The 26,356-nt window shown below is 33.8% G+C and carries 22 protein-coding genes and 1 riboswitch; of the genes, 5 read left to right on the forward strand and 17 right to left on the reverse strand.

The window, feature by feature from the left end:
- Positions 1-3: 3 nt before the first annotated feature.
- Positions 4-576, reverse strand: coding sequence for an elongation factor P-like protein EfpL (gene efpL / locus ACSYSW_RS07710; protein ID WP_491705611.1), 573 nt, complete (start codon positions 574-576; stop codon positions 4-6).
- A gap of 154 nt (positions 577-730) precedes the next feature.
- Here efpL and ACSYSW_RS07715 point away from each other — a divergent pair, with 154 nt between their 5' ends.
- Both ACSYSW_RS07715 and ACSYSW_RS07720 read left to right on the forward strand, forming a co-directional pair.
- Positions 731-997 carry a YkgJ family cysteine cluster protein gene (locus ACSYSW_RS07715; protein ID WP_491705610.1) on the forward strand — a complete coding sequence of 89 codons (267 nt, stop codon included), beginning with the start codon at positions 731-733 and terminating at the stop codon, positions 995-997.
- A gap of 207 nt (positions 998-1,204) precedes the next feature.
- On the forward strand, positions 1,205-2,704 hold the full coding sequence (locus ACSYSW_RS07720) for an amino acid permease (RefSeq protein ID WP_491705609.1): 1,500 nt from the start codon (positions 1,205-1,207) through the stop codon (positions 2,702-2,704).
- Between the two features lie 259 nt (positions 2,705-2,963).
- Here ACSYSW_RS07720 and infA read toward each other — a convergent pair whose 3' ends face one another.
- The 14 genes from infA to queF all read right to left on the reverse strand — a co-directional run bounded on the left by infA (position 2,964) and on the right by queF (position 21,320).
- The gene (gene infA / locus ACSYSW_RS07725; protein WP_025315083.1) at positions 2,964-3,182 is read right to left on the reverse strand and encodes a translation initiation factor IF-1; all 219 of its coding nucleotides are present in this window, start codon (positions 3,180-3,182) and stop codon (positions 2,964-2,966) included.
- A 102-nt stretch (positions 3,183-3,284) separates the two neighbouring features.
- Positions 3,285-3,941, reverse strand: a complete 657-nt coding sequence (gene nadD / locus ACSYSW_RS07730) for a nicotinate-nucleotide adenylyltransferase (RefSeq protein ID WP_491705608.1) — start codon at positions 3,939-3,941, stop codon at positions 3,285-3,287.
- On the reverse strand, positions 3,935-4,939 hold the full coding sequence (gene holA / locus ACSYSW_RS07735) for a DNA polymerase III subunit delta (protein WP_491705607.1): 1,005 nt from the start codon (positions 4,937-4,939) through the stop codon (positions 3,935-3,937). Before holA ends, nadD begins: the two co-directional genes overlap by 7 nt.
- A gap of 4 nt (positions 4,940-4,943) precedes the next feature.
- Positions 4,944-5,441, reverse strand: coding sequence for an LPS assembly lipoprotein LptE (gene lptE / locus ACSYSW_RS07740; RefSeq protein ID WP_491705606.1), 498 nt, complete (start codon positions 5,439-5,441; stop codon positions 4,944-4,946).
- A gap of 187 nt (positions 5,442-5,628) precedes the next feature.
- The gene (gene leuS, locus ACSYSW_RS07745) at positions 5,629-8,211 is read right to left on the reverse strand and encodes a leucine--tRNA ligase (protein WP_491705605.1); all 2,583 of its coding nucleotides are present in this window, start codon (positions 8,209-8,211) and stop codon (positions 5,629-5,631) included.
- Between the two features lie 217 nt (positions 8,212-8,428).
- Entirely contained in the window at positions 8,429-9,163 is a 735-nt protein-coding gene (locus ACSYSW_RS07750) for an amino acid ABC transporter permease (protein ID WP_491705604.1), read from the reverse strand.
- Entirely contained in the window at positions 9,163-9,894 is a 732-nt protein-coding gene (locus ACSYSW_RS07755) for an amino acid ABC transporter permease (RefSeq protein ID WP_491705603.1), read from the reverse strand. Before ACSYSW_RS07755 ends, ACSYSW_RS07750 begins: the two co-directional genes overlap by 1 nt.
- A gap of 4 nt (positions 9,895-9,898) precedes the next feature.
- Positions 9,899-10,726, reverse strand: a complete 828-nt coding sequence (locus ACSYSW_RS07760; RefSeq protein ID WP_491705602.1) for an ABC transporter substrate-binding protein — start codon at positions 10,724-10,726, stop codon at positions 9,899-9,901.
- A gap of 186 nt (positions 10,727-10,912) precedes the next feature.
- The gene (gene ndk, locus ACSYSW_RS07765; protein WP_491705601.1) at positions 10,913-11,338 is read right to left on the reverse strand and encodes a nucleoside-diphosphate kinase; all 426 of its coding nucleotides are present in this window, start codon (positions 11,336-11,338) and stop codon (positions 10,913-10,915) included.
- A gap of 26 nt (positions 11,339-11,364) precedes the next feature.
- The gene (pbpC, locus tag ACSYSW_RS07770) at positions 11,365-13,665 is read right to left on the reverse strand and encodes a penicillin-binding protein 1C (RefSeq protein WP_491705600.1); all 2,301 of its coding nucleotides are present in this window, start codon (positions 13,663-13,665) and stop codon (positions 11,365-11,367) included.
- A 150-nt stretch (positions 13,666-13,815) separates the two neighbouring features.
- Positions 13,816-19,044, reverse strand: coding sequence for an alpha-2-macroglobulin family protein (locus ACSYSW_RS07775; protein WP_491705599.1), 5,229 nt, complete (start codon positions 19,042-19,044; stop codon positions 13,816-13,818).
- Between the two features lie 298 nt (positions 19,045-19,342).
- Entirely contained in the window at positions 19,343-20,038 is a 696-nt protein-coding gene (locus ACSYSW_RS07780; RefSeq protein WP_491705598.1) for a 7-cyano-7-deazaguanine/7-aminomethyl-7-deazaguanine transporter, read from the reverse strand.
- Between the two features lie 81 nt (positions 20,039-20,119).
- Positions 20,120-20,788: a 7-cyano-7-deazaguanine synthase QueC gene (gene queC / locus ACSYSW_RS07785; protein WP_491705597.1), complete on the reverse strand. Its 669-nt coding sequence runs from the start codon at positions 20,786-20,788 to the stop codon at positions 20,120-20,122.
- Positions 20,789-20,846: 58 nt separating this feature from the next.
- Entirely contained in the window at positions 20,847-21,320 is a 474-nt protein-coding gene (gene queF, locus ACSYSW_RS07790) for a preQ(1) synthase (protein WP_491705596.1), read from the reverse strand.
- A 3-nt stretch (positions 21,321-21,323) separates the two neighbouring features.
- Positions 21,324-21,368, reverse strand: a riboswitch (PreQ1 riboswitch).
- Between the two features lie 260 nt (positions 21,369-21,628).
- Here queF and gapA point away from each other — a divergent pair.
- Positions 21,629-22,627: a glyceraldehyde-3-phosphate dehydrogenase gene (gene gapA, locus ACSYSW_RS07795; RefSeq protein WP_491705595.1), complete on the forward strand. Its 999-nt coding sequence runs from the start codon at positions 21,629-21,631 to the stop codon at positions 22,625-22,627.
- A gap of 168 nt (positions 22,628-22,795) precedes the next feature.
- Here the strand turns inward: gapA and gloA are convergent, their stop codons facing one another.
- Both gloA and ACSYSW_RS07805 read right to left on the reverse strand, forming a co-directional pair.
- A complete protein-coding gene (gene gloA / locus ACSYSW_RS07800; protein WP_491705594.1) occupies positions 22,796-23,200 on the reverse strand; it encodes a lactoylglutathione lyase in 405 nt (134 codons plus the stop codon).
- A gap of 15 nt (positions 23,201-23,215) precedes the next feature.
- Positions 23,216-23,692, reverse strand: a complete 477-nt coding sequence (locus ACSYSW_RS07805) for an outer membrane lipoprotein (protein ID WP_491705593.1) — start codon at positions 23,690-23,692, stop codon at positions 23,216-23,218.
- A 356-nt stretch (positions 23,693-24,048) separates the two neighbouring features.
- Here ACSYSW_RS07805 and ACSYSW_RS07810 point away from each other — a divergent pair, with 356 nt between their 5' ends.
- Together ACSYSW_RS07810 and pgm are read left to right on the forward strand one after the other, a co-directional pair.
- A complete protein-coding gene (locus tag ACSYSW_RS07810; protein ID WP_491705592.1) occupies positions 24,049-24,561 on the forward strand; it encodes a replication initiation negative regulator SeqA in 513 nt (170 codons plus the stop codon).
- A gap of 117 nt (positions 24,562-24,678) precedes the next feature.
- Positions 24,679-26,316: a phosphoglucomutase (alpha-D-glucose-1,6-bisphosphate-dependent) gene (gene pgm, locus ACSYSW_RS07815; RefSeq protein WP_491705591.1), complete on the forward strand. Its 1,638-nt coding sequence runs from the start codon at positions 24,679-24,681 to the stop codon at positions 26,314-26,316.
- Positions 26,317-26,356: the final 40 nt, after the last annotated feature.

The raw sequence follows: 26,356 nt of genomic DNA on the forward strand, positions 1-26,356 counted from the left end.
GACTTAATCTACCCGGCTCATATAACGCTTTTCAGCAATATGGATTTTAATTTTTTCGTGATTATCAATATATTCCGGTACCTGAATCACAAGCCCTGTTGATAAAGTCGCAGGTTTACTACGTGCACTAGCTGATGCACCTTTAATACTTGGCGACGTTTCGATAATTTCTAAATCTACCGTTTGCGGTAATTCTAAAGCGATAACAGCACCATCTGCCATTAATACTTGAATACCTTCCATGCCACCTTCTGGAATAAATTGCAATTCTTCAGCAATTTGATCTTTTTTGAAGATAAAAGGCGTGTAATCTTCGTTATCCATGAAAACATATTCATCACCATCAATGTATGAAAAACTTACAGGTCGACGAAAAAGTTCGATTGTCTCAATAATATCATCACCTTTAAATCTTTCTTCAACCTTACCACCCGTTTTAACATCGGTAAATCGCATTTTATATAACGTACTTGCGCCACGAGCACTAGGGCTTTGTACATCGATATCTTTTACTAATAATAATTTACCGTTATAGGTGACTGCATCACCGCGCTTTATTTCGTTTGCTTTAGCCATAATAAAATCTTTTTAATCAGTTAATAAATTAAGAATAAGAAATAGTGCAAAATTAGCTCGCTATTTTAGCGCTAACTTGATATTGTCTCCAATAAAATTTACCTTATTTGAAAAAATTCTTCATTTATTGTCATCTTTCTAAAGCTAGGTATGTATGATAAACACCTTTAGTTGCCGTTCATCATGTGGTGCTTGCTGCATTGCCCCCTCAATTTCATCTGCTTTACCAAAAATGCCAAATGGCAAACCTTCAGGTGTACCGTGCCCCCATTTAGATGAAAATTTTGCTTGCCAGTTGTTTAACTCACCTTTAAGACCACAGGTGTGTAAAAATTTAAAACCTTGTTATGAAATGTGCGGCAATAATCGAGATGAAGCGTTAAATTATCTCAGCGAGTTAGAAAGGCTCACTAAGGCTTAGTTATTGCTTAAATTTAATAAATCTCAGCAATTATTAGAATTATTTATCCCGATGCGTCTTTTTTTTGATACACTTTTGACAATTTTTTAAGGCAAATCTAGGGTTTATTAAGAAAATGAGGGGTATGTACCTCTCGCCTCATTAAAATTACTTGAATAATATTATAAGTTTTTATTATTTGTTTCCTATATTTTTAGATTGATTAACATGACTATGAAAAATAAATTAAAACGCGATCTTAAAGCTCGCCATTTATCTATGATAGCTATCGGAGGCTCAATTGGTACTGGGCTTTTTGTTGCATCAGGAGCAACTATTTCTCAAGCTGGGCCTGGTGGCGCATTACTTTCTTACGCAATTATTGGCTTAATGGTCTACTTTTTAATGACCAGTTTAGGTGAATTATCGGCTTATTTACCTGTCACCGGCACTTTTGCTACTTATGGTTCACGCTATGTAGATGACGCATTTGGTTTTGCCATTGGTTGGAATTATTGGTATAACTGGGCTGTTACTGTTGCGGTCGATTTAGTTGCTGCACAAATTGTTATTTCTTATTGGTTTAATTCTGATGCCTTTTTATGGGTTGAACAATTTTTAGGTTTATCCGGCTATGATTTAAAAGCATTTACTTGGTTATGGAGCCTACTCTTTTTATCGATTATCTTTTTACTAAATTATATTTCTGTTAAAGGCTTTGGTGAGGCAGAATTTTGGTTTTCACTGATTAAAGTTGTGACTGTAATTGTATTTATCGTCATTGGTCTCTTGATGATAGTTGGCATTTTAAAAGGCGGTGAAAACGCAGGACTTCATAATTGGACAATTGGACAGGCGCCTTTTGTTGGTGGATTTGCTTCGATGATTGGGGTTGCGATGGTTGTCGCATTTTCATTCCAAGGTACTGAATTAATCGGTATTGCAGCTGGGGAATCTAAAGATCCTGAAAAAAATATCCCTAAAGCGATGAAATCGGTATTTTGGCGGATCCTATTATTTTATATCTGTGCTATTTTCATCATTAGTTTATTTATACCTTATACCGATCCAAATTTATTAAGAAACGATGAAACGGATATCAGCGTTAGTCCATTCACGCTTGTATTTCAACACGCTGGTTTATTATCAGCCGCAGCAATAATGAATGCCGTTATTTTAACATCGGTTTTATCAGCGGGAAATTCAGGATTATATGCATCAACAAGAATGCTTTACGCATTAGCAAAAGAAGGCAAAGCACCTAAAATATTTACCCGAATATCAAAATCAGGCGTACCACGCATGGCGCTATTTGCAACAAGTATTATCGCTATGTTATGTATGTTAACTTCATTAGTTCAAGATCAAGTTATTTATGGGTGGTTACTTAATTTATCAGGTATGACTGGCTTTATTGCTTGGCTAGGAATTGCTTTAAGTCAATATCGTTTTCGTAAGGGGTATATGGCACAAGGACTTGATGTATCAAAATTACCTTATCGCGCTAGTGGTTTTCCCTTTGGTCCAATTTTTGCTTTTGTGTTATGTTTGATTATTACACTCGGTCAAAACATTGAAGCTTTTTATAAAGATGAAATTGATTGGATTGGCGTCATTGCAACCTACATTAGTATTCCGCTGTTTTTTATTATATTATTTAGTTATAAATTGATTAAGAAAACGAAATGGGTAAAATATAAAGACATGGATTTTAGTAGACTCAATTAAAGAATGTTGTATTAATTTCCTTTTCAGCCGTCTATTAGACGGTTTTTTTTTATATTAATTTTAAATTTGGGATGTTGTTCAATTTTGCCAAAACAAAATACATCTGTTTATAAATCTCAACTAAATTGTTAAATATTTGATTTTTGCCGTCGTTATAAAGCCGACGGCAAAACAAGGGGTATAGTTTATTGGACTTTAACTTTTACCTATTGATTTAACCGTTCTTATAATAGATTGGGCATAGATTTAGAGAAAATAACTAACGACTGCGGAAGATGATGCGCGCTTTAGAAAGATCATAAGGTGTCATTTCGACAGTGACTTTATCACCAGTTAAAATACGAATGTAATTTTTACGCATTTTCCCTGAAATGTGCGCAGTAACCACATGACCATTTTCAAGCTCTACACGAAACATCGTATTAGGAAGTGTATCAAGTATTGTACCTTGCATTTCAATATTATCTTCTTTTGCCATTGGCGCCTCTTAGTAAATACAAATTAAAAATAAACTTAATTGAGCTTAATTAAAGCTAGCGCCGAAATAATGCCGAAAAAAATGCTAGATGTAAAGCGCTTTCTAACTTTTCTTTGTTTGATAAAGCGTTTGTTGCAAAATATACTGCCAAACTGGCTTTGGTAAAAAAGCTCTGTAATCTTTTTGCTCATCAATTAATTGACGTATTTGAGTAGATGAAATATCTGTTAAAGGCGTTTTTGCAAAATAAATTAAGCCATTGGCTTGATGATGTAAATCATGGCTATCAACGCTGATATGTTTGTTAATCCACTGCCTTAATTGCGTACTGACTGATTGCACATAATAACCAGCCCTTGGACATATAATCAAATGGCAGTAATTTAACAACTGCTCCCATTCATGCCAATAAGGTAAATTTAGCAGTGCATCAAATCCCATTATAAAAGCTAAACTGACTTGTTGCCCATTTTGCTCGCGCCAACTTTTTAATGTGTTAATCGTATAAGAAGGTTTTTTTAGATCTTGTGTCTGTAATTCTCGCTCATCTAAACTAAATAATGGTTTGTCTTGAATAGCAAGTCTAATCATCTCGATGCGTTCGTTGACTGTTGCCCTAGGCTGCGGTTTATGAGGTGGAATATGATTAGGTAACAAGGAGATTTTTGTCAAGTTAACTTCTTTGGCTAAAGCGATGGCGGGGAAAAGATGACCGTTATGGATAGGATCAAACGTGCCACCTAATAAAGCAACTAGCATTGAGTTAATCCCATAAATTGCAATGAAAACGTCGCTAAATCCTCCCATGTGTTTTGTTGAAAATCCTTTTTTAAGGCAATTTCAATTTCGGTTAACTTAGCTAAAATTTGATATAACTGCTGTAAAGACATTTGTGTTAAATAAGGCGTATATAAAACACGTTTATTTTGCCAAACTTTAAATTCATCAAATACCTTTTTTAGAGGATTTAGCTCATTACCTTTTTTTAGATTAATGAGTAAAATTAATTCCTTTTGAACAACCCGTAATAATATTAATACTTCAAAATCATTACTTTTTAATTGCTGCAAAATATGAATGGCGCGCTTACTTTTAAAGGCAAGTAATGCATCTATCCAATGATAAGGCGTAAATATCGCCAAATCACTAATGCTTTCTTCAACCAAATCATAATTAATTCGTTGCTTTGGATAAAGCATACCTAATTGCTCTATCATTTGTGTTAAAGCAAGTAAATTACCTTCATAGTAATAACAGAGTAATTGAATTGCCTCTGGCTCTAAAATGATATCTTTAGTATGAATATAATTTTTGAGCCACTGCGATAATTGCGCAAAATCAGGGGTTACTGCATTAATAATAATTAATTTTTCTGATAACGTTTTATACCATAAATTATTTTCTTGCGTTTTTGTAATTTTGGCTATTTTAATAATTAACGCAATATCTGAATTAAGGGATTCAACTAGCTTGTTAAGTTTTGTGTTAATAGAAGCATTAATAGCTTGATCGGCAAAATCTAAAATTAATAATGTATAACTTGAAAATAGATTCATTGCCTGACAGCTATCATAAATAGCTGTCCAATCTGTTTGATTATCAATCGTAAAAATTAATTGTTCTCCAAATCCATCTTTTTTAAATGCTCTTTTTAACTCAATTAAAGCCTGATTTTGCAAATAGCTATCTTGACCTATAATTAAGTAATAAGGCGCACCTAAATGTTTATGGAGATTATCAACATTAATTTTTAACATAGACTTAATTTTTGCTTATATCAATGCTTTTTAATTTTCTAATAACTTGGTTTGCCGCTTCTTTATACATTTCATTTTCAATCAGGTCTTGTTCTGATGTTTTTGCTAATGCTGCTGCAGGGTTATCAAAAAAGCTTCTAAAAACACGTACTTTAATCGGATATATGGATTTATTGGCAATAACCACTTGCGCTTCAACACTAAGCACTATTTGATACTCGGCAGCTTTACCATCTTGATAAATCGATATCGTATTTTTATTAATATTACTATTTAAAATTTGTAATGTTGGATGCTCCGTTGATATACCATTTTTCAGGATAGTGACATTATTATCAATTAAGATTTCTTTAAGATTGCGGGATAATTGTCCATAAGGATCGTTACTGACATAATATAATGTCTTAAATTCAGGTGGAATTTCGGTATCATGTTGTAGATGAAATCCACAAGCTGACAATAACATCGTCAATAATAAACTGATGACTAAGTAATATCTCATGTTTTTACCTGTTTTAATAAATTAGTGATAGGTTTATTGTATTTTAAATCCTTGCCCTATCGAGCAAGGATTTATTTTTGGTATACCTACTTTGAAAAGCGATTTTTATACATGGTGTAAATTAATTAATATTAAATATTATCTAACTACGATCCGTATCTTTATCCTGTTAATTAACTTTAATGCATTAATTAACAACAATATTTAATAATTTACCGGGTACATAAATTACTTTACGAATTGCAACCCCTTCTAAATATTTTTGAATATTCGATTCTTGTTTTGCTTGCTCAATCACAACATCTTCTGTTGCTTCACTTGGAACCGTAAATTTACCGCGAACCTTTCCATTGATTTGCACAACAATTAGCTTTTCATCTTCAACCATTGCAGTATTATCGGCAACTGGCCAAGTTGCATTATCAATACTTTCAAGGTGACCTAACGCTTGCCACATCACAAAACAGGCATGAGGCATCATTGGATAGAGTAATCGAACAACGGCATTTAGTGCTTCATCAACAATCGCTCTATCTTGTTCGCTTTCTTGATCGGCTTTTTGTAAACGATTCATAAATTCCATTATTGCAGCAATGGCTGTATTAAAAGTTTGACGACGTCCTATATCATCAGTCACTTTTGCAATTGTTTTATGGAGTTCACGACGTAAAACTTTTTGATCTTGTGTCAACGTATGCGTATCTAACGGTGAAACTTTACCTTTGGCAACATGTTCATAAACACTACGCCATACGCGTTTAATAAATCGATTCGCACCTTCAACGCCAGATTCTTGCCATTCAAGTGTCATATCGGCTGGTGAGGCAAACATCATAAATAATCTTACTGTATCGGCACCATATTTTTCGACCATTTCTTGCGGATCGATACCATTATTTTTCGATTTAGACATTTTAGTCATGCCAGCATGAACAAGTTCATGTCCTTGCTTATCAAGCGCTTTGGTAATTCGACCTTTATCATCACGCTCAAGTATAACTTCTAACGGCGATACCCAAATCCGTTCATTTGTTTCACTGGTATAATAAAAGGCATCTGCAAGTACCATACCTTGACATAACAAACGCTTAGCTGGCTCATCAGAATTAACTAAACCAAAATCACGCATTAATTTATGAAAAAATCTAAAATAAAGTAAATGCATAATTGCGTGTTCAATCCCACCAACATATTGATCGACTGGTAACCAGTAATTTGCTGCTTTTTCATCAAGCATACCTTTATCGTAATTCGGACAGGTATATCTTGCATAATACCAAGACGACTCCATAAAGGTGTCAAAGGTATCGGTTTCTCGTAACGCCGGTTGACCATTAATCGACGTTTTAGCCCAATTTGGATCTGCTTTGATAGGGCTTGTAATACCATTCATCTCAACATCTTCAGGTAAAATAACCGGTAGGGTATCGGCAGGCGTTGGGATAGTCGTTCCATCAGCTAACGTCACCATCGGAATCGGTGCGCCCCAATAACGTTGTCTAGAAACACCCCAATCACGTAAACGATAGTTAACTTTTCGTTCACCTAAATTAAGTGCTGTTAATTTATCAGCAATGGCATTGAACGCTTGTTCAAAACCTAATCCATCAAATTCGCCTGAATTAAATAATTTACCATGTTCTGTATATGCTTTTTCAGTTAAATCTGGTTCCTGATCTTGCTCATTTAAGATTACAGCTTTAATCGGTAATTGATATTTATTTGCAAATTCATAATCGCGTTCATCGTGCGCTGGAACAGCCATAACAGCACCTGTTCCATATTCAATTAACACAAAATTTGCAATCCAAACTGGTACTTTATCGCCTGTTAATGGGTGGATGGCATAAAAGCCCGTAGCAATCCCTTTCTTTTCCATTGTTGCCATATCAGCTTCGGCGGTTTTAGTATTTTTACATTCAGCAATAAAGGCAGCAATTTTTTCATCATTTTGTGCCGCTAATTGCGCTAACGGATGCTCAGCTGCAATCGATACAAAGCTAACGCCCATTAATGTATCTGGCCGTGTTGTATAGACACGTAATTTATCATGATAATTATCTACGCTAAAATCGAGTTCAACACCTTCCGAACGACCAATCCAATTGCGTTGCATCGTTTTTACTTGCTCTGGCCAACTCTCAAGGGCATCTAAATCTTTTAATAATTCATCAGCATAAGCTGTAATTTTAATAAACCATTGTGGAATTTCTTTACGTTCAACAGGTGTATTACAACGCCAACAACACCCCTCAACCACTTGTTCATTAGCTAATACTGTCTGATCATTAGGGCACCAATTGACTGCCGATGTTTTTTTATAAACTAATCCTTTATTAAACAATTGTGTGAAAAACCATTGTTCCCATTTATAATATTCTGGTCGACACGTTGTTACTTCACGATCCCAATCGTAACCAAAACCTAATAATTTTAATTGCTTTTTCATATAAGCAATATTTTCGTAAGTCCACTTAGCAGGCGCAGTATTATTTTTTACAGCTGCTCCTTCGGCAGGTAAACCAAATGCATCCCAACCAATGGGTTGTAAAACATTTTTGCCATTTAAGCGTTGATAGCGGGAAATCGTATCACCAATGGTATAGTTGCGCACATGACCTAAATGCAATCGACCAGATGGATAAGGCAGCATAGATAAACAGTAGTATTTTTCTTTTGTGGGATCTTCTGTAACATGAAAAGTTTTATTTTCTTGCCAATGGTTTTGAACAGCAGATTCGATTTCATCGGGGCGGTATTGTTCTTGCATAAGGAATAAATGTCCTATCTATTATTGCTAATAAAATTAATTTGCTAATTGTATTGGTTCTTGCTTCGTTTTACAAACGTTATATAAATCTCGTTTATTGGCAACATTAATAACCTAAATTTTGATATTAATTATCATAATGGTTTAAATTATGATATTAATTATCATAATGGTTTAAATTATGATAATTAATCTTAAACGGCTAATAAGAAAAAGGTTAAAGGCGGAATTTATTTTTAAATAAAAAATGGGAAGTCATATAATTTGCTACGAAATTTAATAACCAACAAATAATAAAATAAACCACAATGACAAATAAAAAGATTTGAGTCGGATAAACCATACTTGAATTATTAACTTGCATTGCAAGCCATGTAAATTCAGCAACACCTACGATAGAAGCAAGTGAGGTATCTTTAATTAAAGATATCCATTGATTAATAAAAGACGGTAACATCATTTTTAAGGCTTGAGGCAAAATTACATAACCAATCACTTGTTTGGACGATAAACCCAAAGAATAAGCTGCTTGCCATTGTTCTGAGCTGATAGCTTTCATACCGGCATGAACTGAGTGTGCAATATATGCGCCACCAATTAATGATAACGAGACAATAACTGTGGCAACGGCTGGAACATTAATATTAAAAATAACTGGTAATAAAAAAAACGTCCAAAATATTAACATAATCACTGGAATAGCACGTAAAAATCCTGTCACAACAATCAATAATTTCTTAATAAATCCATTACTAACGGTTAAAGCGATACCTGTTATAATACCTAAAATTGAAGCAAAAATTATTGCGGCAAAGCTCATTATAATCGTTAAAAACAGTCCTTCTGGAAAATTACCCCAAACGAAATAATCAAGGCGTTGCCAAATAATATTAAAGCCATACAGAAAATTGCAAATAGATATCCAAATATCATTGATTATACTTACATCCATTAGCGTGTCCTTGGCAGTTCTAAAAATTTAGTTTGATAAATATTGCCGATAGTCCCAATAATAACAACTGCTAAAATATAAAATAGCGTTGCGATTGCAAAATCTTGAAAGGTTTTTAATGTTTCTGTTTCTACTTGTCTTGATGCATACGATAACTCAGCAACACCAATTGCCATCGTTAATGATGAATTTTTCACAATGTTCATATACTGACCAATCAACGGTGGGAAAGCAATTCGAATCCCTTGCGGAAGAATGATGATAGCCATCATTTGTCGCCAATTTAATCCAAGCGCTAAAGCGGCTTGCTTTTGCCCTGGTTTTACGCCTTGCATACCAGCTCGAAACTCTTCGCAAATAAAGGCGCTTGAATAAAAAGTTAGTGCGACAAGCCCAACCAAAAACTCAAACGAGGGTAAACTTATACTGAAGAAACCGAGTTGAATATGAGGTTCGCTAAATATCCAAAGTTTAAAGGAGAGAGGTAATAAATTAGCGACGCCAAAATACCAAAAAAACAACTGCGGTAATAATGGCGTATAACGAAATACCGCATTATAACTTTTTACAATATTTTGCAAAAATTTGTTTTCGCTTTGCCCCAGCATAGCTAATATAAAACCGAGCAATGTGGCAAAAATAATCGTTACGAAAGAAAGACCGAGGGTGACTAAAAAGCCATCCCACAGCCAGCCTAAATATTGTGGCGCTAATAATTCTGTAAACAGCATTTTTTTATTGCACTTGCCCTATTTTAAAATCACCACGAGGCATTGCCGAAGCGGTTTGTGGACCAAACCAACGATTATAAATCGTTTCAGCTTCACCCTCTTTTTCAAGATTTAATAAGATTTCGTTAACTTTGTCTTTTAAACGCGTTTCTCCTTTTAGCATACCAACAGCTTGATATTCTTTGGTAATACTAAATGATGAAATTTCAAAAGCAGCGCGATCTGCGTCTGGTACATTAGCTAATAAACCAATTAATTTTGCATCATCTTGTGTTATTGCCTGCACAACACCATTACGTAATGCCGCAAAAGCAAATGGAGTATCATCGTATGAAATTACTTTCGCCGTTGGGTAATTTTCACGCAGTGTGATTTCCATTACCGTACCTTTATCGGCACCGATGCGTAATTTCCGTAGGTCTTCAGGCGTTTTTAATACTCCCTTACGAGCAATAAATTTTTGTCCTGTTGCAAAATAGGGCAAACTAAAATCGACCACTTTAGCACGCTCTTGCGTCACGGTAAAATTGGCAACAATTAGGTCAGCTTTATGAGAAGTTAATAAAGGGATTCGATTTGCAGGATTCGTCGGTACAAGCTCGACCTTTACATTTAGGCCTTTAGCAATTGCATTAGCATAGTCAACATCTAAACCAGCAATTTTATTTGTTTTACTGTCAATAAAACCAAACGGAGGATTACTATCAAAGACCGCAATGTTAATTACACCCCGTTTTTCTATATCTTCCAAAATATCAGCCCGCACCACATGTGTTGTAAAAACTGCAGTAACTAAAGTAAGTAAAGATAATGATTTAAAAAATAGTTTCATTTAGTTTCCTATCAACCTTTCTTATATAAAAAATTTATTCTAACAAGTAAATATATTAGAACTAAATAATAAAAAATTAAATATATATAACTGATGATTATATTAATATGTAAATAAAACCGATTTAATGCAGTTATACTTTAATATATTTATTAAGTTATTCATTTTAAAAAATAAAAAATTATTTTATTTACTTACAATTTCTGAATCCACAAAAAAGTAAGCGATTTCACGCGCTGCAGAATCTATTGAATCAGAACCGTGCACCGCATTTTCGGTCATATTTGTTGCAAAATCATAACGTAATGTGCCGGCTTTTGCCTGTGATAAATCTGTCGCGCCCATAATTTCACGATAACGTGCAATCGCATTTTCACCTTCTAATACCTGCACAACAATAGGACCTGAAACCATAAAATGGATTAATTTGTCAAAAAAGGGTTTACCGCTATGCTCTGCATAAAAACCTTCGGCTTGTTTTTGTGTTAATTTAACCATTTTTAAAGCAATAACATTAAGTTTTGCTTGCATAAGACGCGTTTCAATTGCGCCTAATAATTTTTGTTTTATCGCATCAGGTTTAATGATGCAAAGAGTACGTTCTATAGCCATGGTCATATCCTCATTAATCTATATGACTAATCAATATTAAAATTCATTCGGGCGCTTTGCCCACTTTCATCTAACAATAATAAATGATGTTTACCCGATTTTGATAGAGTTAAGATGATATTTTCATCATTTTCTACATTTGTCACTAAATTACCATCCAAAAACCACCACTTTTTCCCTTGACCGCCTTGTGCTTTTAAATTTAATTGAATTTCTTTTTGACTCGGTGGCCGTTTAAGGACCTGCTTATCGAGTAAACCTACAATATTAAGTGGAATATAAGCATCTTGATTTAAAACAGGGCAAGTCACATCAATTTTAGGTAATAAGGTTTGTCGGCGTTCTTTAACGAGTAACCAATTTTCTAATGCTATTGGCCATAAAGCGATTCGCTTACGTATTGCTCCTTTACAATCAGCGCCTACACGAAACCCTTTTTCATTGACCCAAATTGTTTGCCACCCAGCTATATAACTTTGATTATTTAATTCTGCTAATGTAGTTAAAGTTGGCGGGATCATTTTATTATATATCCACGCCATAAACTGACGATGACAATTCGGATCATCTTTTGATAAAACTTGCCCGGTGGGCCAACAAATTGGTTGTGTTGAAACAGAATCAGGTTGATTAAAAATAGGTAATGTATGATTTAAGCGATATTCTCTATTTAATAACAATTGGTTAATTTGTTGCAAAATTGGCACCGCGGTTGCTGAGCCATATTGTTCTGAAACAGGCGTACCATCAGGACGACCTACCCAAATACCGATAAGATATTTAGGATTAACACCAACAGCCCATGCATCACGATAACCATAACTCGTACCTGTTTTATAAACCATTTCATTTTGCTTACTGAGCATTTGCTGAATAATCCACGCACTTCCTTCATGAATAAAAGGTTTTGTGATTAAGGGTTGTTCAAGCGTATAACGTAATTTAGCAGCCATACCTTTGCGCGCAAAAACACTATATGCAGCGACCAAATCTGCCATTTTTAGGGATGCACCACCTAATATATAGGAGATATTGGGATCATTACCAATTGCCTTTAACGGTAATCCTATATGATAAAGTTTGCTAGCAAATCGTTTTGCTCCATAAAGTTCAATCAATTGCACCGCGGGTAAATTAAGTGATTGACGCAAGGCATCGCTTGCACTTATCGGTCCGTAAAAATGGTCATCAAAATTAGTGGGTCTATAATCCGTATTTAAACGAGGAACATCTTGTAATAATGATGCCGAATGAATTAAACCTTCATCAATAGCAAGTGCATATAAAAAAGGTTTCAAAGTGGAGCCTGGCGAGCGCAAGGCTTGTATCATATCGACTTGTCCATAGCGCGCGACGCTATTAAAATCGGCAGATCCAATATACGCTTTTACCGACATATCGGTATGATCAACAACTAAAATCGCTAAAGAACTTTTAGGGGGTAATTGATTTTTTTGGTTGAGTACTAATTGTTCCAGTCGATATTGTAAAGTCGCATCAAGCGTCGAATGAATAATTGGCTGATTGGGATATTGGGATCGTAAATAAGTGGCGAATAATGGGGCTAATTGCGGTTTTTTATGAGGCTTAATCCATACTTCCTCTTGACGGATAGTGTCAATTGCTTCTTTTGACCAAACTTTATCCACCAAAAGGCGATCTAAGACTTTATCACGCGCGGCTTGCGCCCTTTCTGGATATTTATTCGGTCTTAATCGGCTTGGAGCTTGGGGTAATACAGCTAATAAAACAGCTTCATTCGGTGTCAAATTTTTGGGGGCTTTACCAAAATAGGTAAAGCTTGCAGCACCAATTCCTTCAATCGTCCCACCATAAGGAGCATGATTTATATATAACGATAAAATTTCGTCCTTACTATAATGTAATTCCAATTGAAACGTACGAAAGATTTGCTGAATTTTCCCGAAAAAAGTGCGATCATGCGGATAAAACAACCTTGCCACCTGCATCGATAAAGTACTGCCACCTGAAATGATTTTATTATTCGTAAAATTTTGCCAAGCAGCACGTACTAATGCGGCAGGATTAATGCCGATATGTTGATAAAAATAACGATCTTCGTAATGCAATAACGCTTGTAAATAATAATCCGGTACCTCATCTAATTGCACATCATAACGCCAGATGCCTTTATCATCCGCAAATCGCCACAATGGCGTTTTATCTTGAGCTAATATAGTTTGTGTTGGTCTTCCTTGATTAATCTGTAACGGGAATAATTTATCGATAATAAAAAATCCACTTACCAATAAAATAATCAGTATAAAAAGCAAAAATATTAATGTGCAAATAGTTTTTTTTATCATACAGATTATCGACTTACCCTATTATCGCCCGACTATCCTATCTATCATAAAGATAAACAGGATAAAGAAGTTGCTTTTATACAGGCATTTTTTAAACATTTATTAATAATGATGACCAGCTTCTTAAACTATATTTAACGATTATTCAGCCTAATGTGTTGTTGCTGTTGAAACCGCATCATTTGATGAATCATTTTTAATAAGATTTACCTCATTATTTTGTTTTTCTACATGTTGTCTTTCTAAAATAGACATACTTGCTAATTTATTACCAATGGCAAACCATTCTGGTCGGTACATCGATTCAACATAGGGAGCAGGAACCTGGTAATCACCCATTGTGACGGCTCGCACAATATAAGCAACACGTTTAGTATAACTTTTTTCGTCTTTTTGCTGATTAATATCAACCGCGGCAATAAAACGATCAGCTCGATATTCTTGATATTTGATATCATTATTATTTTCATTCTCTAATAATTTATCTATAACAGGAAGAGCAGCCATTAATTGATTTTGGCGATTAAGGGCAGGATTTTCTGCCATCAAACCTGCAGGTAATAAATCAACGATCAAAGCATCATGTATAGTTTTTTTAGCTTCAACATCTAAGGACACAATTAGCATATCACCGATTTTTAAAGTATCGGGAGTAACTTGATTACCCTTTAAGTCATAATAGGATCGTGTAATAGATAAGATATTATCCGCTGACGTCGGCATATCAGGGGTAATTGGATAACCCGATAAGGTAAAGTTAAGATATAACGGTTTATCATTGTTATTAACAATTTTTAAGCCATTAGCTAAAGAATCTGCATTAAATGAATGCGTTAATAAACTTTCATTCATATTTATTACATTATTAATCATTACAGTGAAAGGTGATTTATTGCGTTTTTCATGCAATGACCAACTCAATATAAATAAAGCGTTTAATTCTTGTGTCGAAAAGTAACGTTGACCTTGAATTAAATCGTTGAAATTAGCCAGTAAATAACCCTGTTTATCTTCCAATAATTTATGAGTCAGTAATAATTTTAATACAATTGCATTATCGCGAATTTCGCTACCATAATCTTTAATCCAAATATCGGGATTCAAACGTTTTACTGCTAATATTTTAACCACTAATTCGTCATAAATATTTTCAAATCCCGCATTTTTAGCCGCAATCGCTAATTGTGTGATAGGTAATGGAGAGTAACTAAGGTTTTGATCACTATTTACTAATTGCGCTAAACGTTTAATTTCACTGCGTACGGCTGGTGTAATTTTATTTTGCTCTGTTAATAATAATAAAGCATAAGCTTCTACAGAAAATTTAGCTTGTTCTTCATCACTTATTGGCTCATCATAAATACTATTAAAAGAATTACTGTCGTATAAATACTCACTTATGCGGTTGATAGCACGACTTAATGCCTGTTGATTAACTTGGTAACCACGTTCTTCGGCTTTTAATAAAAAATCAGTCGCATAAACCGTTAACCAGTATTCTTCCGGACTTTCATTACTCCAAAGACCAAAACTCCCGTTTATTTTTTGTTTAGCTAAAATACGATCAATTCCTAATTGTACTTTTTGCCTTCTTGCATCATCAGATTCTGAATCAATACCTAATTTTAGCAATTGTTCATGATTGGCATAAAGTGCTGGGTAAATACCGCTAATTGTTTGTTCCAAACATCCATAAGGATAAGTAAATAAACGTTGAATATATTGGGCTATATTAAATGGTGGAGTATTCGAAATAATTAAATGACCTTCCACCGTATTGTTAACCATATTATTCAGTACATCAATGGATAATTGCCAACTTTCAGACTGTTTAAGCTCAATATTATAAGGGATAACAGTTGCAACAGAATTTGGACGTACACCAATTTTCCAACTACGATTAATTTGATAATCTCGGGTATCATCAAGTTTAATATTGCTGACAGAAACCATTATATTACCCTCACCAAATCCATTCTCAGCGGTAACAGGAAAGCGTAGCACAGTACGCTCATGACTATTTAAATTAACGGATTCGAATATCGGATTAACAAGCTTAATAAAACCCTCTGCTTGGATATTAACATTAACGCTTTGAGGTTTATCGGTAAGATTATTTAGTTCAAGAGTTAAAATTGATTTATCGCCTGTAGCTAAAAAACGCGGAGTCAATAATTGCGCAACCAAAGGTGCTGCAACGGTTAACGCTTTATCAGTACTACCAAATTGCTGGCTAGTCCAAGCTTGTGCCATCAATCGTAACTCACCATTAAAATCAGGTAAATTAAGCTCAATGATTGCTTCGCCATTTTCATTTAATGTGACTGGTTTTAATTGTTGAGCAACAATACTCATTTCGGAAAAAGGAAGTTTACCACCACTTGTCTTATCGCTTAATATTTCATTCATTGCATCACCACCGAAACTCATACTAACATTTCGCCCATTAGCTTCGATTAATTTGCCATAAACATCATAGAAATCGACATTAAACCGTTTTCGACCTAAAAACGCCGAATAAGGATCTGGCGTTTTATAACGATTAATATTTAAAACACCGGTATCAACTGCAGAAACAAGTACAGTAACTGGCTCTTTATTATCTAACGTCATATTATCTACTTTAATTTTGACAGGTAATACTGAATTAGGCTCCGTTTTATCTGGCGCATCAAGCTGCAATGCTAATTGACGACTGGCATTAAGCGGTAAATAAGTAATACCCATTGCGCGTTTCACCATTTGCACGGCTGCATCAGTCGATGGACGAATAATTAAAGCATTCAAATAAACATCATGCCGAGCCCAATCTTCAATGGGAATTTCAACATCCATTGCATGATCGGTCATTAAGATAGCTTGTTTCCATAATTGACCATCATTTGTTTCAACTGATATATAACCGGCTCCTAAAATCGGTGATTCAAGATGAACTTTAGCTGTTTCACCTGCTTTATAATTTGCTTTATCTAAAGTAAGTTTAATTTGATCAGGTCTTACAATCGGGTTATTAGATTGATCACCATAATCACCATAACCTACCCAATAACTTAAACTACTTATTAAATTAGTTTGATTATCTACAATTTCAAGGCGATATTTGCCGGCTTTATTGGCTAAATAACTTAATTTGGTTGTACTGTTATGTTCAATCGTTAATGGTTGGCTTGAAACAACAAATTCTTTAACACGGGTGACATAATCCCAACCAGAATCCTCAGTCCATGTCCAATAATAATCATTTCGTTCACGAACAAAGCGAGCAGTTAAATTATGACTTGCTATTTTATTCCCATCACGATTTAAGTAAGCGATTTCAAACTCGGCGGCAGTATCTTCATTCACGGATGGTTGTTCAAAATAACGTTCTGTTGACCAATCATAATGTTCAGAATTTTTAAACAACGGACGAATAGCGGGTAATGCATCGGCAGGCCAAATGATTTGATTAGCCGTGCGCGTAACTTGTTGCCCTCCTTCATCTTGTAAACTTGCCTGTAATATAACTTGAATAGGTGATGTTAATGCTTGCCAATTTTCTTTATCGACAATTATTTGTCCTAAACCTTCATTACTTAATTCATATTGATTATAGCCAATTTGACTTAATGTTACATCATTAAGCGTGTTACCGATAGTAAAGCCAGCAAATGAATCTTCTTTTTTAATATAAATATTAGCATCAATGCTATTGCCATTTGCTGGTGCACCATATAAATACCAGCCTTTTAGATTAAAAATAGCGTCATTATTAGATGAAATAGGTAATGTTTGTGATGCAAAAACGTCTAAGTCCAACCGTTCTGGTAAAAAATCTTCGACATTAAAATAATAATATCGAAAATTATCATCGCCTAAATTAAAGCGTACTGACCATTTACCTAACGGAGCATTTGCAGGAATAACATAAGAAGTTTGATAAAAACCGACTTCATACTCTTGAGGTTGCCAAACAAATTCTTTATTTGTTTGACCATTAGCATCAATCACATCAACTTTAATCGGTTGATTTGGTAACATTTTACCATCTGCATCACGCAATAAAGCATTGAGATAAACGGTTTCTGTAGGACGATATAAATTACGGGGTCCAAAAGCAAATAATTGTTTTTTTGCATATAAACCGCCTGAAATCGCAAAATCGGTTAAATCCAACTTATTTTGATTTAAATGAATAAATGAAGTTTGATTATCATTTGTTGCAACTAAAACACGGTATTGATGATTTTTTTCAAGTGTAAATGTCGCAAAACCTTGAGCATCGGTCTTTGTTTGCATAGTTTTACAATTTTTTTTATCTGACTGATCGCATAAAAGAGTCAAATTGACATTGGCTAATACTTCACCTTTATCAAGCGTATGCGCTGAAACAGTCATGCTACCATTCTCGTAAGTATGTAAAGCTAAACCAATGTTGCTAATGGTAAAAACTGTTGCCGGATTAACGTAATTATAAGTACCTGCTTCATTTATGACAGCTAAATATACCCCTTCTTTATTGAGTTCATTAATTGGCTTTAAATCTAGTAATAGTGTTTCTTGCATATTCGGTTTTGATTTAAGATCAAAACGTGACGAATAAATTAAATCCAAATATTTTTTTGAATTCGTAGCGTTCCAGACCGAAAAGAGTTTACTGCCATTATTAACGGTTAAAAATTCACTCAATTTATCGGATTTAACTCGAAAAAAATTAACATCAATTTTATCCACATTTAAGACATTAATCGGCAATCCACTCATTGATTTACTTGGTAATAAAAACCCGTTACTTGCAAAACCTACCATTGGTTTGCGATCTTCGGTTTTGATTGTAGTTGTATAATTTTCATCAAGAATCGTGTCATTTATTGCTTGTAGTGATTTATCAATTTCTAATGCTAATTCTCGATTAGGTGCTAAATAACGATGGCGTAATTCTAAACCGTTATCTGATAGTTCAAAACCACCTTCTATAAAGCCTGATTTTGTATCACTAAGGCGCAATAAATTCGCAAAATTTTGGTTAGGATTTAAAGGGATTGAAAAAGTAATGACTAATGTACTCGATCCATCTATTGTCATTTCTGAGCTATCCAAAACAGTTAATTTTTGATTATGATATGTTTTTATTAGCTCATCGTTAGGATGAAAATCTGTCTGATTTGATAGATTATTAATTTGCTGGCTATTATTAGTTTCAGAAGAAATTGAGTTTTGATCAGACGATTTATTATCAGTAGTGGTCGTTAAGGTTTGAACGTTTTCATTAGGTTTTAGATTAGGTTTTAGAAGAGTAAATTCTGCTTGCACATTTGCAATCAAAATTATATTAATTAAAATGGTTTTTATTAATATAATCAACAGACTAAATCTATTTACTAACTTAGCTAACGCCATTATTAACCTCATGTTTTTAATTATCGATTTTTTAATAAAATTACAATTTCTTATCCTTTATTATGCCTTCGACTTAATGCTTTAGCAAAAAATTTATGCTAAATGTATCTCATTTATTCAACCATTATTAAATAAATAGAAAAAGTAAAAAAACACAAAGAAAATAAAAAATAATGATATAAGTTAATTAAAGCATTTGAGGGAATTAAAACACGAATAAATAAGGCGATGTGGGATCTTATGCCTCGCCAATCATATATTATCGACGAGGCAAATGTAATATATCAATATTTACGGATTATCTACAATATTGATTATTATTTAATTTAGATAATGATGGAATAAGTTTGATTAAAATATAATTGAGAATAATGCCATATAGTGGTAGGAAAAAAATACCACATATCAAAATTTTAAAACAATAATCCACTGTTGCGATTTCTGTCCAATTCGCTGCCATAAATTCATCTGGACATTTATAAAATGCAATCGAAAAGAAGACAAGCGTATCAATAGCATTACCTAATATAGCTGCTGCAGTAGGCGCACACCACCAATGTTGATTTTTACGTAAATAATTAAAAACTGTAATATCTAATAATTGTCCAAATAAATATGCACTAAAACTTGCCAGTGCAATCCTAAAACTCATTATATTGAACTCACATAAAGCACTTAATCCTTGCCAGTTTCCTTCATAAAATAATACTGAAATAATATAAGAAAGTAATAGTGAAGGTATCATAACGACAAAGATAATCCGACGCGCTAACGAAGCACCAAATATGCGAATCGTTAAATCCGTCGTCAAAAAGATAAATGGAAACGTAAATGCTCCCCATGTTGTATGAAATCCAAAAATAAGTATTGGAATTTGGACTAAATAATTACTTGAAATTATGATTAGGACATGAAAAAAAGCTAAGCAATATAAAGCGATTTGATATTGTTTAAGTTTCGAATCATGCAATGATTTTGTTATATTTGCAAACATAATTGACCTTTTTAATTTTCTCTTTTTAATTAGATAAATGGGGTTAGGGAACCCATGTCGAGCTTTTAAAACTAACCTATCTTATAAAGACTTGGCATTTTTTAAAGTTAAATATTCACGCAAGCCTTTATCTCGTAATTGACAGCTTGGGCATGTTTTACAGCCCCTTTCTACCCCTTCATAACAGGTATGAGTATGAGCCAAAATATAATCAAGATATCCTAAATCATCTGCCATCGCAAAAGTTTCCGCTTTTGTTAAATACATGAGCGGAGTAATAATATTAAACGCATAATCTAAAGCAAGATTTAAAGTTACGTTCATCGATTTAATGAACACATCGCGACAATCAGGATAACCACTAAAATCTGTTTCACACACGCCTAAAATAATAGTGTTAATCCCTTGCTGTTTGGCATAAGTAGCGGCTAATAATAAAAATAATGCGTTACGCCCCTCGACAAAGGTATTCGGATATTTTCCTGATTTATCTATAGTAATGGCTTGATTTGTATCCATTAAGGCATTACTTGTTACTTGAGAAATTACAGTTGCATCGATAATGATTTGCTTTACGCCGAGATCGCTTGCGATCCATTTTGCCTTTTCAAGTTCAATCGCATGGCGTTGCCCATATTGAAAGCTTATTGTTTCAACGTTTTCGACACCATAATCTAAAATAGCTTTTAGTAGACAAGTTGTTGAATCTTGTCCACCCGAAAAAATTACAAGGGCTTTTGGTTGCATCATAATCAATCCTTCTTAATCAATTAAAATAAATCGTTTGAATTTATAATAGAGCCATTTATTAGCGATTATCTATTTTTTCTGGATAGAGATCATGATTGGCTAGTCGATTAAACGCGACTTCTTGCCATGGTGTATCAGCTTTACCATAATTCACGTAAGGATCTATTGAAATGCCTCCTCGCGGTGTAAATTTACCCCATACTTCAATATATTTAGGCTCCATCAATTTTATTAAATCTTTCATAATAATATTGATACAATCTTCATGAAAATCACCATGATTCCTAAAACTAAATAAATAAAGCTTAAGCGATTTGCTTTCGACCATTTTTTTATCTGGAACATAAGAGATATAAATCGTCGCAAAATCAGGTTGCGCTGTGATGGGACATAAACTGGTAAATTCAGGACAATTAAATTTAACAAAATAATCATTGTCTGGGTGTTTATTATCAAAAACTTCAAGTATTTCGGGGGCATAATTAGTAGGATAACCCACGGATTTATCGCCGAGTAAAGTAATATTATGCATATAGATTCCTTAGTTTTTTTTCGTGGGAGGTTTTCGAACCACGCAAAAGCGCGCATACCTTACCTTTTTTGGACTAAAATGTCTAGCATCGAGTCAACCCTTAGGCGACTTTCTTTTTGTTCACCTTTAATCAATATAAATTGCTTTATTATTACCATTTTTATCACTTGAATAATAAGGTTCCTAATTGATTTAATTTGATAAAATATTTGCACATGCCTTAATAGGCATATATTGAAAAAAAAACCAAAATTTGCTAATATTAGCAGTAATATTTTTATCATTTATCAAAAAAGAAGGTAATTGTTATGACAATCAAAGTAGGTATTAACGGTTTTGGTCGTATCGGTCGTATTGTTTTTCGTGCTGCACAAAAACGTTCAGACATTGAAATCGTTGCAATCAATGATTTACTTGATGCTGAATATATGGCTTATATGCTTAAATACGATTCAACACACGGTCGTTTTGATGGCACAATCGAAGTTAAAGACGGTCACTTAATCGTTAACGGTAAAAAAATCCGTGTTACTGCTGAACGTGATCCTGCTAATTTAAAATGGGATGAAGTTGGTGTTGATGTTGTTGCAGAAGCTACCGGTTTATTCTTAGATGATGCAAGTGCACGTAAACATATCCAAGCCGGCGCTAAAAAAGTTGTTTTAACTGGCCCTTCAAAAGACGCAACACCTATGTTTGTTATGGGTGTAAATGATAAAGCTTATGCTGGTCAAGATATCGTTTCTAATGCATCTTGTACAACTAACTGTTTAGCACCTTTAGCAAAAGTTTTAAACGATAACTTTGGTATTGTTGAAGCGTTAATGACAACTGTTCATGCAACCACAGCAACTCAAAAAACTGTTGATGGTCCATCACAAAAAGATTGGCGTGGTGGTCGTGGTGCTAGCCAAAACATTATCCCATCTTCAACGGGTGCCGCTAAAGCAGTAGGTAAAGTTATTCCTGAATTAAATGGTAAATTAACTGGTATGGCTTTCCGTGTCCCAACTCCTGACGTTTCTGTTGTTGACTTAACTGCTCGTTTAGAGAAAAAAGCAACTTACGAAGATATTTGTAAAGTGATGAAAGCGGCTTCTGAAGGTTCAATGAAAGGCGTTTTAGGCTATACAGAAGATGATGTTGTTTCAACTGACTTCTTAGGCGAAGTTTGTACTTCTGTCTTTGATGCTAAAGCAGGTATCGCGTTAAATGATAACTTTGTTAAACTTGTTTCATGGTATGATAACGAAGTTGGTTATTCTAACAAAGTTCTTGATTTAATTGCTTGTGTTTCTAAAAAGTAAGTTAGAATCAAGATAAAGCAATACTAAGCAACTTTAACGTAGCTAAACTTCATTTAAAATATCATTGAAATTTTAAATGATAAAAATCCCGTCGATGTTTAACATGACGGGATTTTTTATTACTTTTTTAAATTTATGTTAATTATTGACTATTGATTAAAGTATCTATCAACCTAATGCTTGCTCTGCCTGATCGTTTTGGATAAGCTCTATTTTGTAACCATCTGGATCTTCAATAAAAGCAATAATTGTCCTTCCACCTTTAACAGGTCCCGCTTCTCGAATGACTTTACCACCCGCTTGTTTAACGGCGTCACACATTTTCGCAACATTCTCGACACCAATAGCGATATGACCAAATGCATTCCCTTGTTCATAACTTTCAACGCCCCAGTTATAAGTTAATTCTATTACTGAGCCATGATTTTCATCTTGATAACCAACAAAAACAAGAGAATATTTATATTCCGGGTTTTCACTCGTTCTTAATACTTTCATACCCATAATACGCGTGTAAAAATCAACCGAACGCGTTAAATCACCCACCCGAATCATTGTATGTAATAAGCGCATTTTAATTCCGATTATTTATTTTGGCGAAACGTTAATTTGTTTGCCATCTGTTACCATTTTTATGGCTTGACCGACATAAAACATATTAGGATCACTTTTTTGTACAACGACAATATTTGAACCATTTCCTGTTTTGATAACAAGTTCAACACCATCTACTTTACTAACATTATCTTGTATCGCTCCGCCAACCAATGCACCACCAATAGCACCGCCTGCAATAGCTAATGAGTTTCCTTTACCATTACCGATAGTATTCCCTAAAAATCCACCAACAATCGCGCCACCAAGAGAACCTATAACGTTATTAGTTTGACCATTTGAAGCATTTGTTTGAATTTTTATCGGAGTAACAGAAACAATAGTACCATAAGAAACTTGTTGGACTTGTTTAGCTTGATCGGCTGTATATACATTACCTGAATAAATATCACTATTTGTACAACCAGTTGCAATTAAAGCTAAAATAGATAACGAAATGATTTTTTTCATGATTCATCCTCAAAAATAATTTAATCAATTCTTAATTAAAATAGTAATTCGCTATTAGTTAATAATTGTAACAGAATAGCATTTTCATTTTTTTTATCAATCAATAATACAAATTATAAATGCGTTAGGGTATACTTTAAAATATAATTTAGCATTAACCAGCATAAGCAATTTTCTTAATAAACCCTGGTTTATTTTTGCTTTTCACTCGATTTATTATCATTCGGCGAAAAATTTAATCCTAACTTATATAGGAATATTAAGAATATTTTTAGAATATATTTTCAATTTAACCCGGAAAGCCTTTTATTAATAATTCGCTATTTTTTTAGACATCGTATCAATATGAGTAACACATGAAAACAATCGAAATTGACAAAGCGTTATACCAATATATTGCCTCTCAAACTAAATTTATCGGCGAAGATGCGTCTAGCATTTTGAGAAGATTATTAAATATCGATCCCCCTAAAAAAACTACCGTTCAAACAGAAATAATGAATGATAAAGCAACTTCAACTATTACAAATTTAATAAAAAAAGAGAATTTTATTAATGAAAAATCCAATATCAGTCGATTATTATTAATATTAAGTGCGCTTTATCATTATAATCCTGCGCTTTTTTCGATATCTGTCGCTTCTTTACATGGTAGTAAACGTCAATATTTAGCCAAAGATAAGGCATCGCTCGAATTAAGCGGCAAAAACACGAAGCCACGTGAAATTGAAGGTACCCCTTATTGGGTAATTAGTAATACCAATACAGCACGAAAAATTTTCATTTTGCAATCCATTATGAATAATATGGAATTCTCTGCAGAAACAATTGATTTAGTGATTAATCAATTTTCTTTACCAACTGATTAATTATCTTATCAATTGAACTACTAAGGATATAAATAGTCCAATAGAATAACTTTTGTCATCGATTCGATTTAAAATAATTAATATTATTTTTATTTTCATTTAAATAAGGACACAGAAATGGAAATTAATGCTCGTGCAGGATTAGCTGCCACACCTTCTGATCTTATTGATGTTACACAATTACTAAATAATTATTATCAGATAGAGCCTAATATCGAGGATAATAGCCAATTGGTTATTTTCGGTACATCAGGCCATAGAGGCAGTTCAAATAAAGCGACTTTTAACGAAAAGCATATTTTAGCAATTGCACAGGCTATTGCGGAGTATCGCTATTCACAAAACATTACTGGCCCTTGTTTTATTGGACAAGATACCCATGCATTATCAGAACTTGCACTAAAAACTGTGTTAGAAGTTTTTGCTGCCAATCAGCAAACGGTCATTATCGCAAATGATTGGGGTTTTACACCAACGCCAGTGATTTCACATGCCATCCTCAATTACAATCAAAATAAACAGTCTCATTTAGCCGATGGCATTATTATTACTCCTTCACATAATCCCCCCGAAGATGGCGGCATAAAATACAATCCGACAAATGGTGGGCCTGCTGATACTCATATCACAAAACAAATCGAGCTTCGTGCTAATGAATTATTAAAAAATAATTTAGATGGTGTTAAACGGATAAGTTTAGAAAAAGCATTACAATCTGATTTTATTCATTTTAAAGAATATGAATCTGATTATATTATAGACTTGGTTAATATTTTAGATTTTGATCTCATTCGACATTCCGCTCTTAACATCGCTATTGATCCATTAGGTGGTGCAGGCATTAGTTATTGGCCTCGAATTGCTGAGCATTATAAAATTCATTTAGATATCGTTAATAATAAAATTGATCCCACATTTAGTTTTATGCATCTTGATCATGATGGCATAATTCGCATGGACTGTTCTAGTCGTTTTGCTATGAATGGTTTACTTCAATTAAAAGATAAATATGATTTAGCGTTTGGGAATGATACTGATTTTGACCGTCATGGTGTTGTAACACCAAGTGGTTTAATGAATCCAAATAATTTTTTATCAAGCTGCGTAAATTATCTTTTTCAAAACCGCCCAACATGGAATAGTCAAGTCGGAATTGGTAAAACTTTGGTAACCAGTTCAATGATGGATAGAGTTGCTAAATCATTAAATAAGCCTTTGTTTGAATATCCAGTTGGTTTTAAATGGTATTCACAAGGACTTTTTAACGGCGATCTTGGATTTTGTGGTGAAGAAAGCGCAGGTGCCTCGTTTTTAAGGACTAATGGTAAAGTTTGGACAACAGATAAAGACGGCATCATTTTGTGCTTACTTGCTGCTGAAATGACAGCCAAAACGGGCAAAAATCCCGCTGAGCAATACCAACAATTAGAAGATCAATTTGGTATTTCTTATTATGGACGCAAACAAGCACCTGCAACCTTTATCGAAAAAAATAAATTATCAAAACTTGATGCAGATCAATTGACGACCGATAAATTAGCAGGCGATAGCATAATCGAATCATTAACGAAAGCGCCCGCAAATCAAGCTGCAATTGGTGGACTTAAAGTTATTACTAAAAATGGTTGGTTTGCTGCAAGGCCTTCAGGAACTGAAGAGGCTTATAAGATTTATGCCGAGAGTTTTATTAGCGAAACACATTTAAATCAGATACAGCAAGAAGCACAGCAAATCGTTTCGAAAGCCATTTGTTAACAATGAATTTTAATATGGTAGTGACTTTTAATAATCTTTA

It is taken from the genome of Gilliamella sp. ESL1225 (assembly GCF_058502635.1).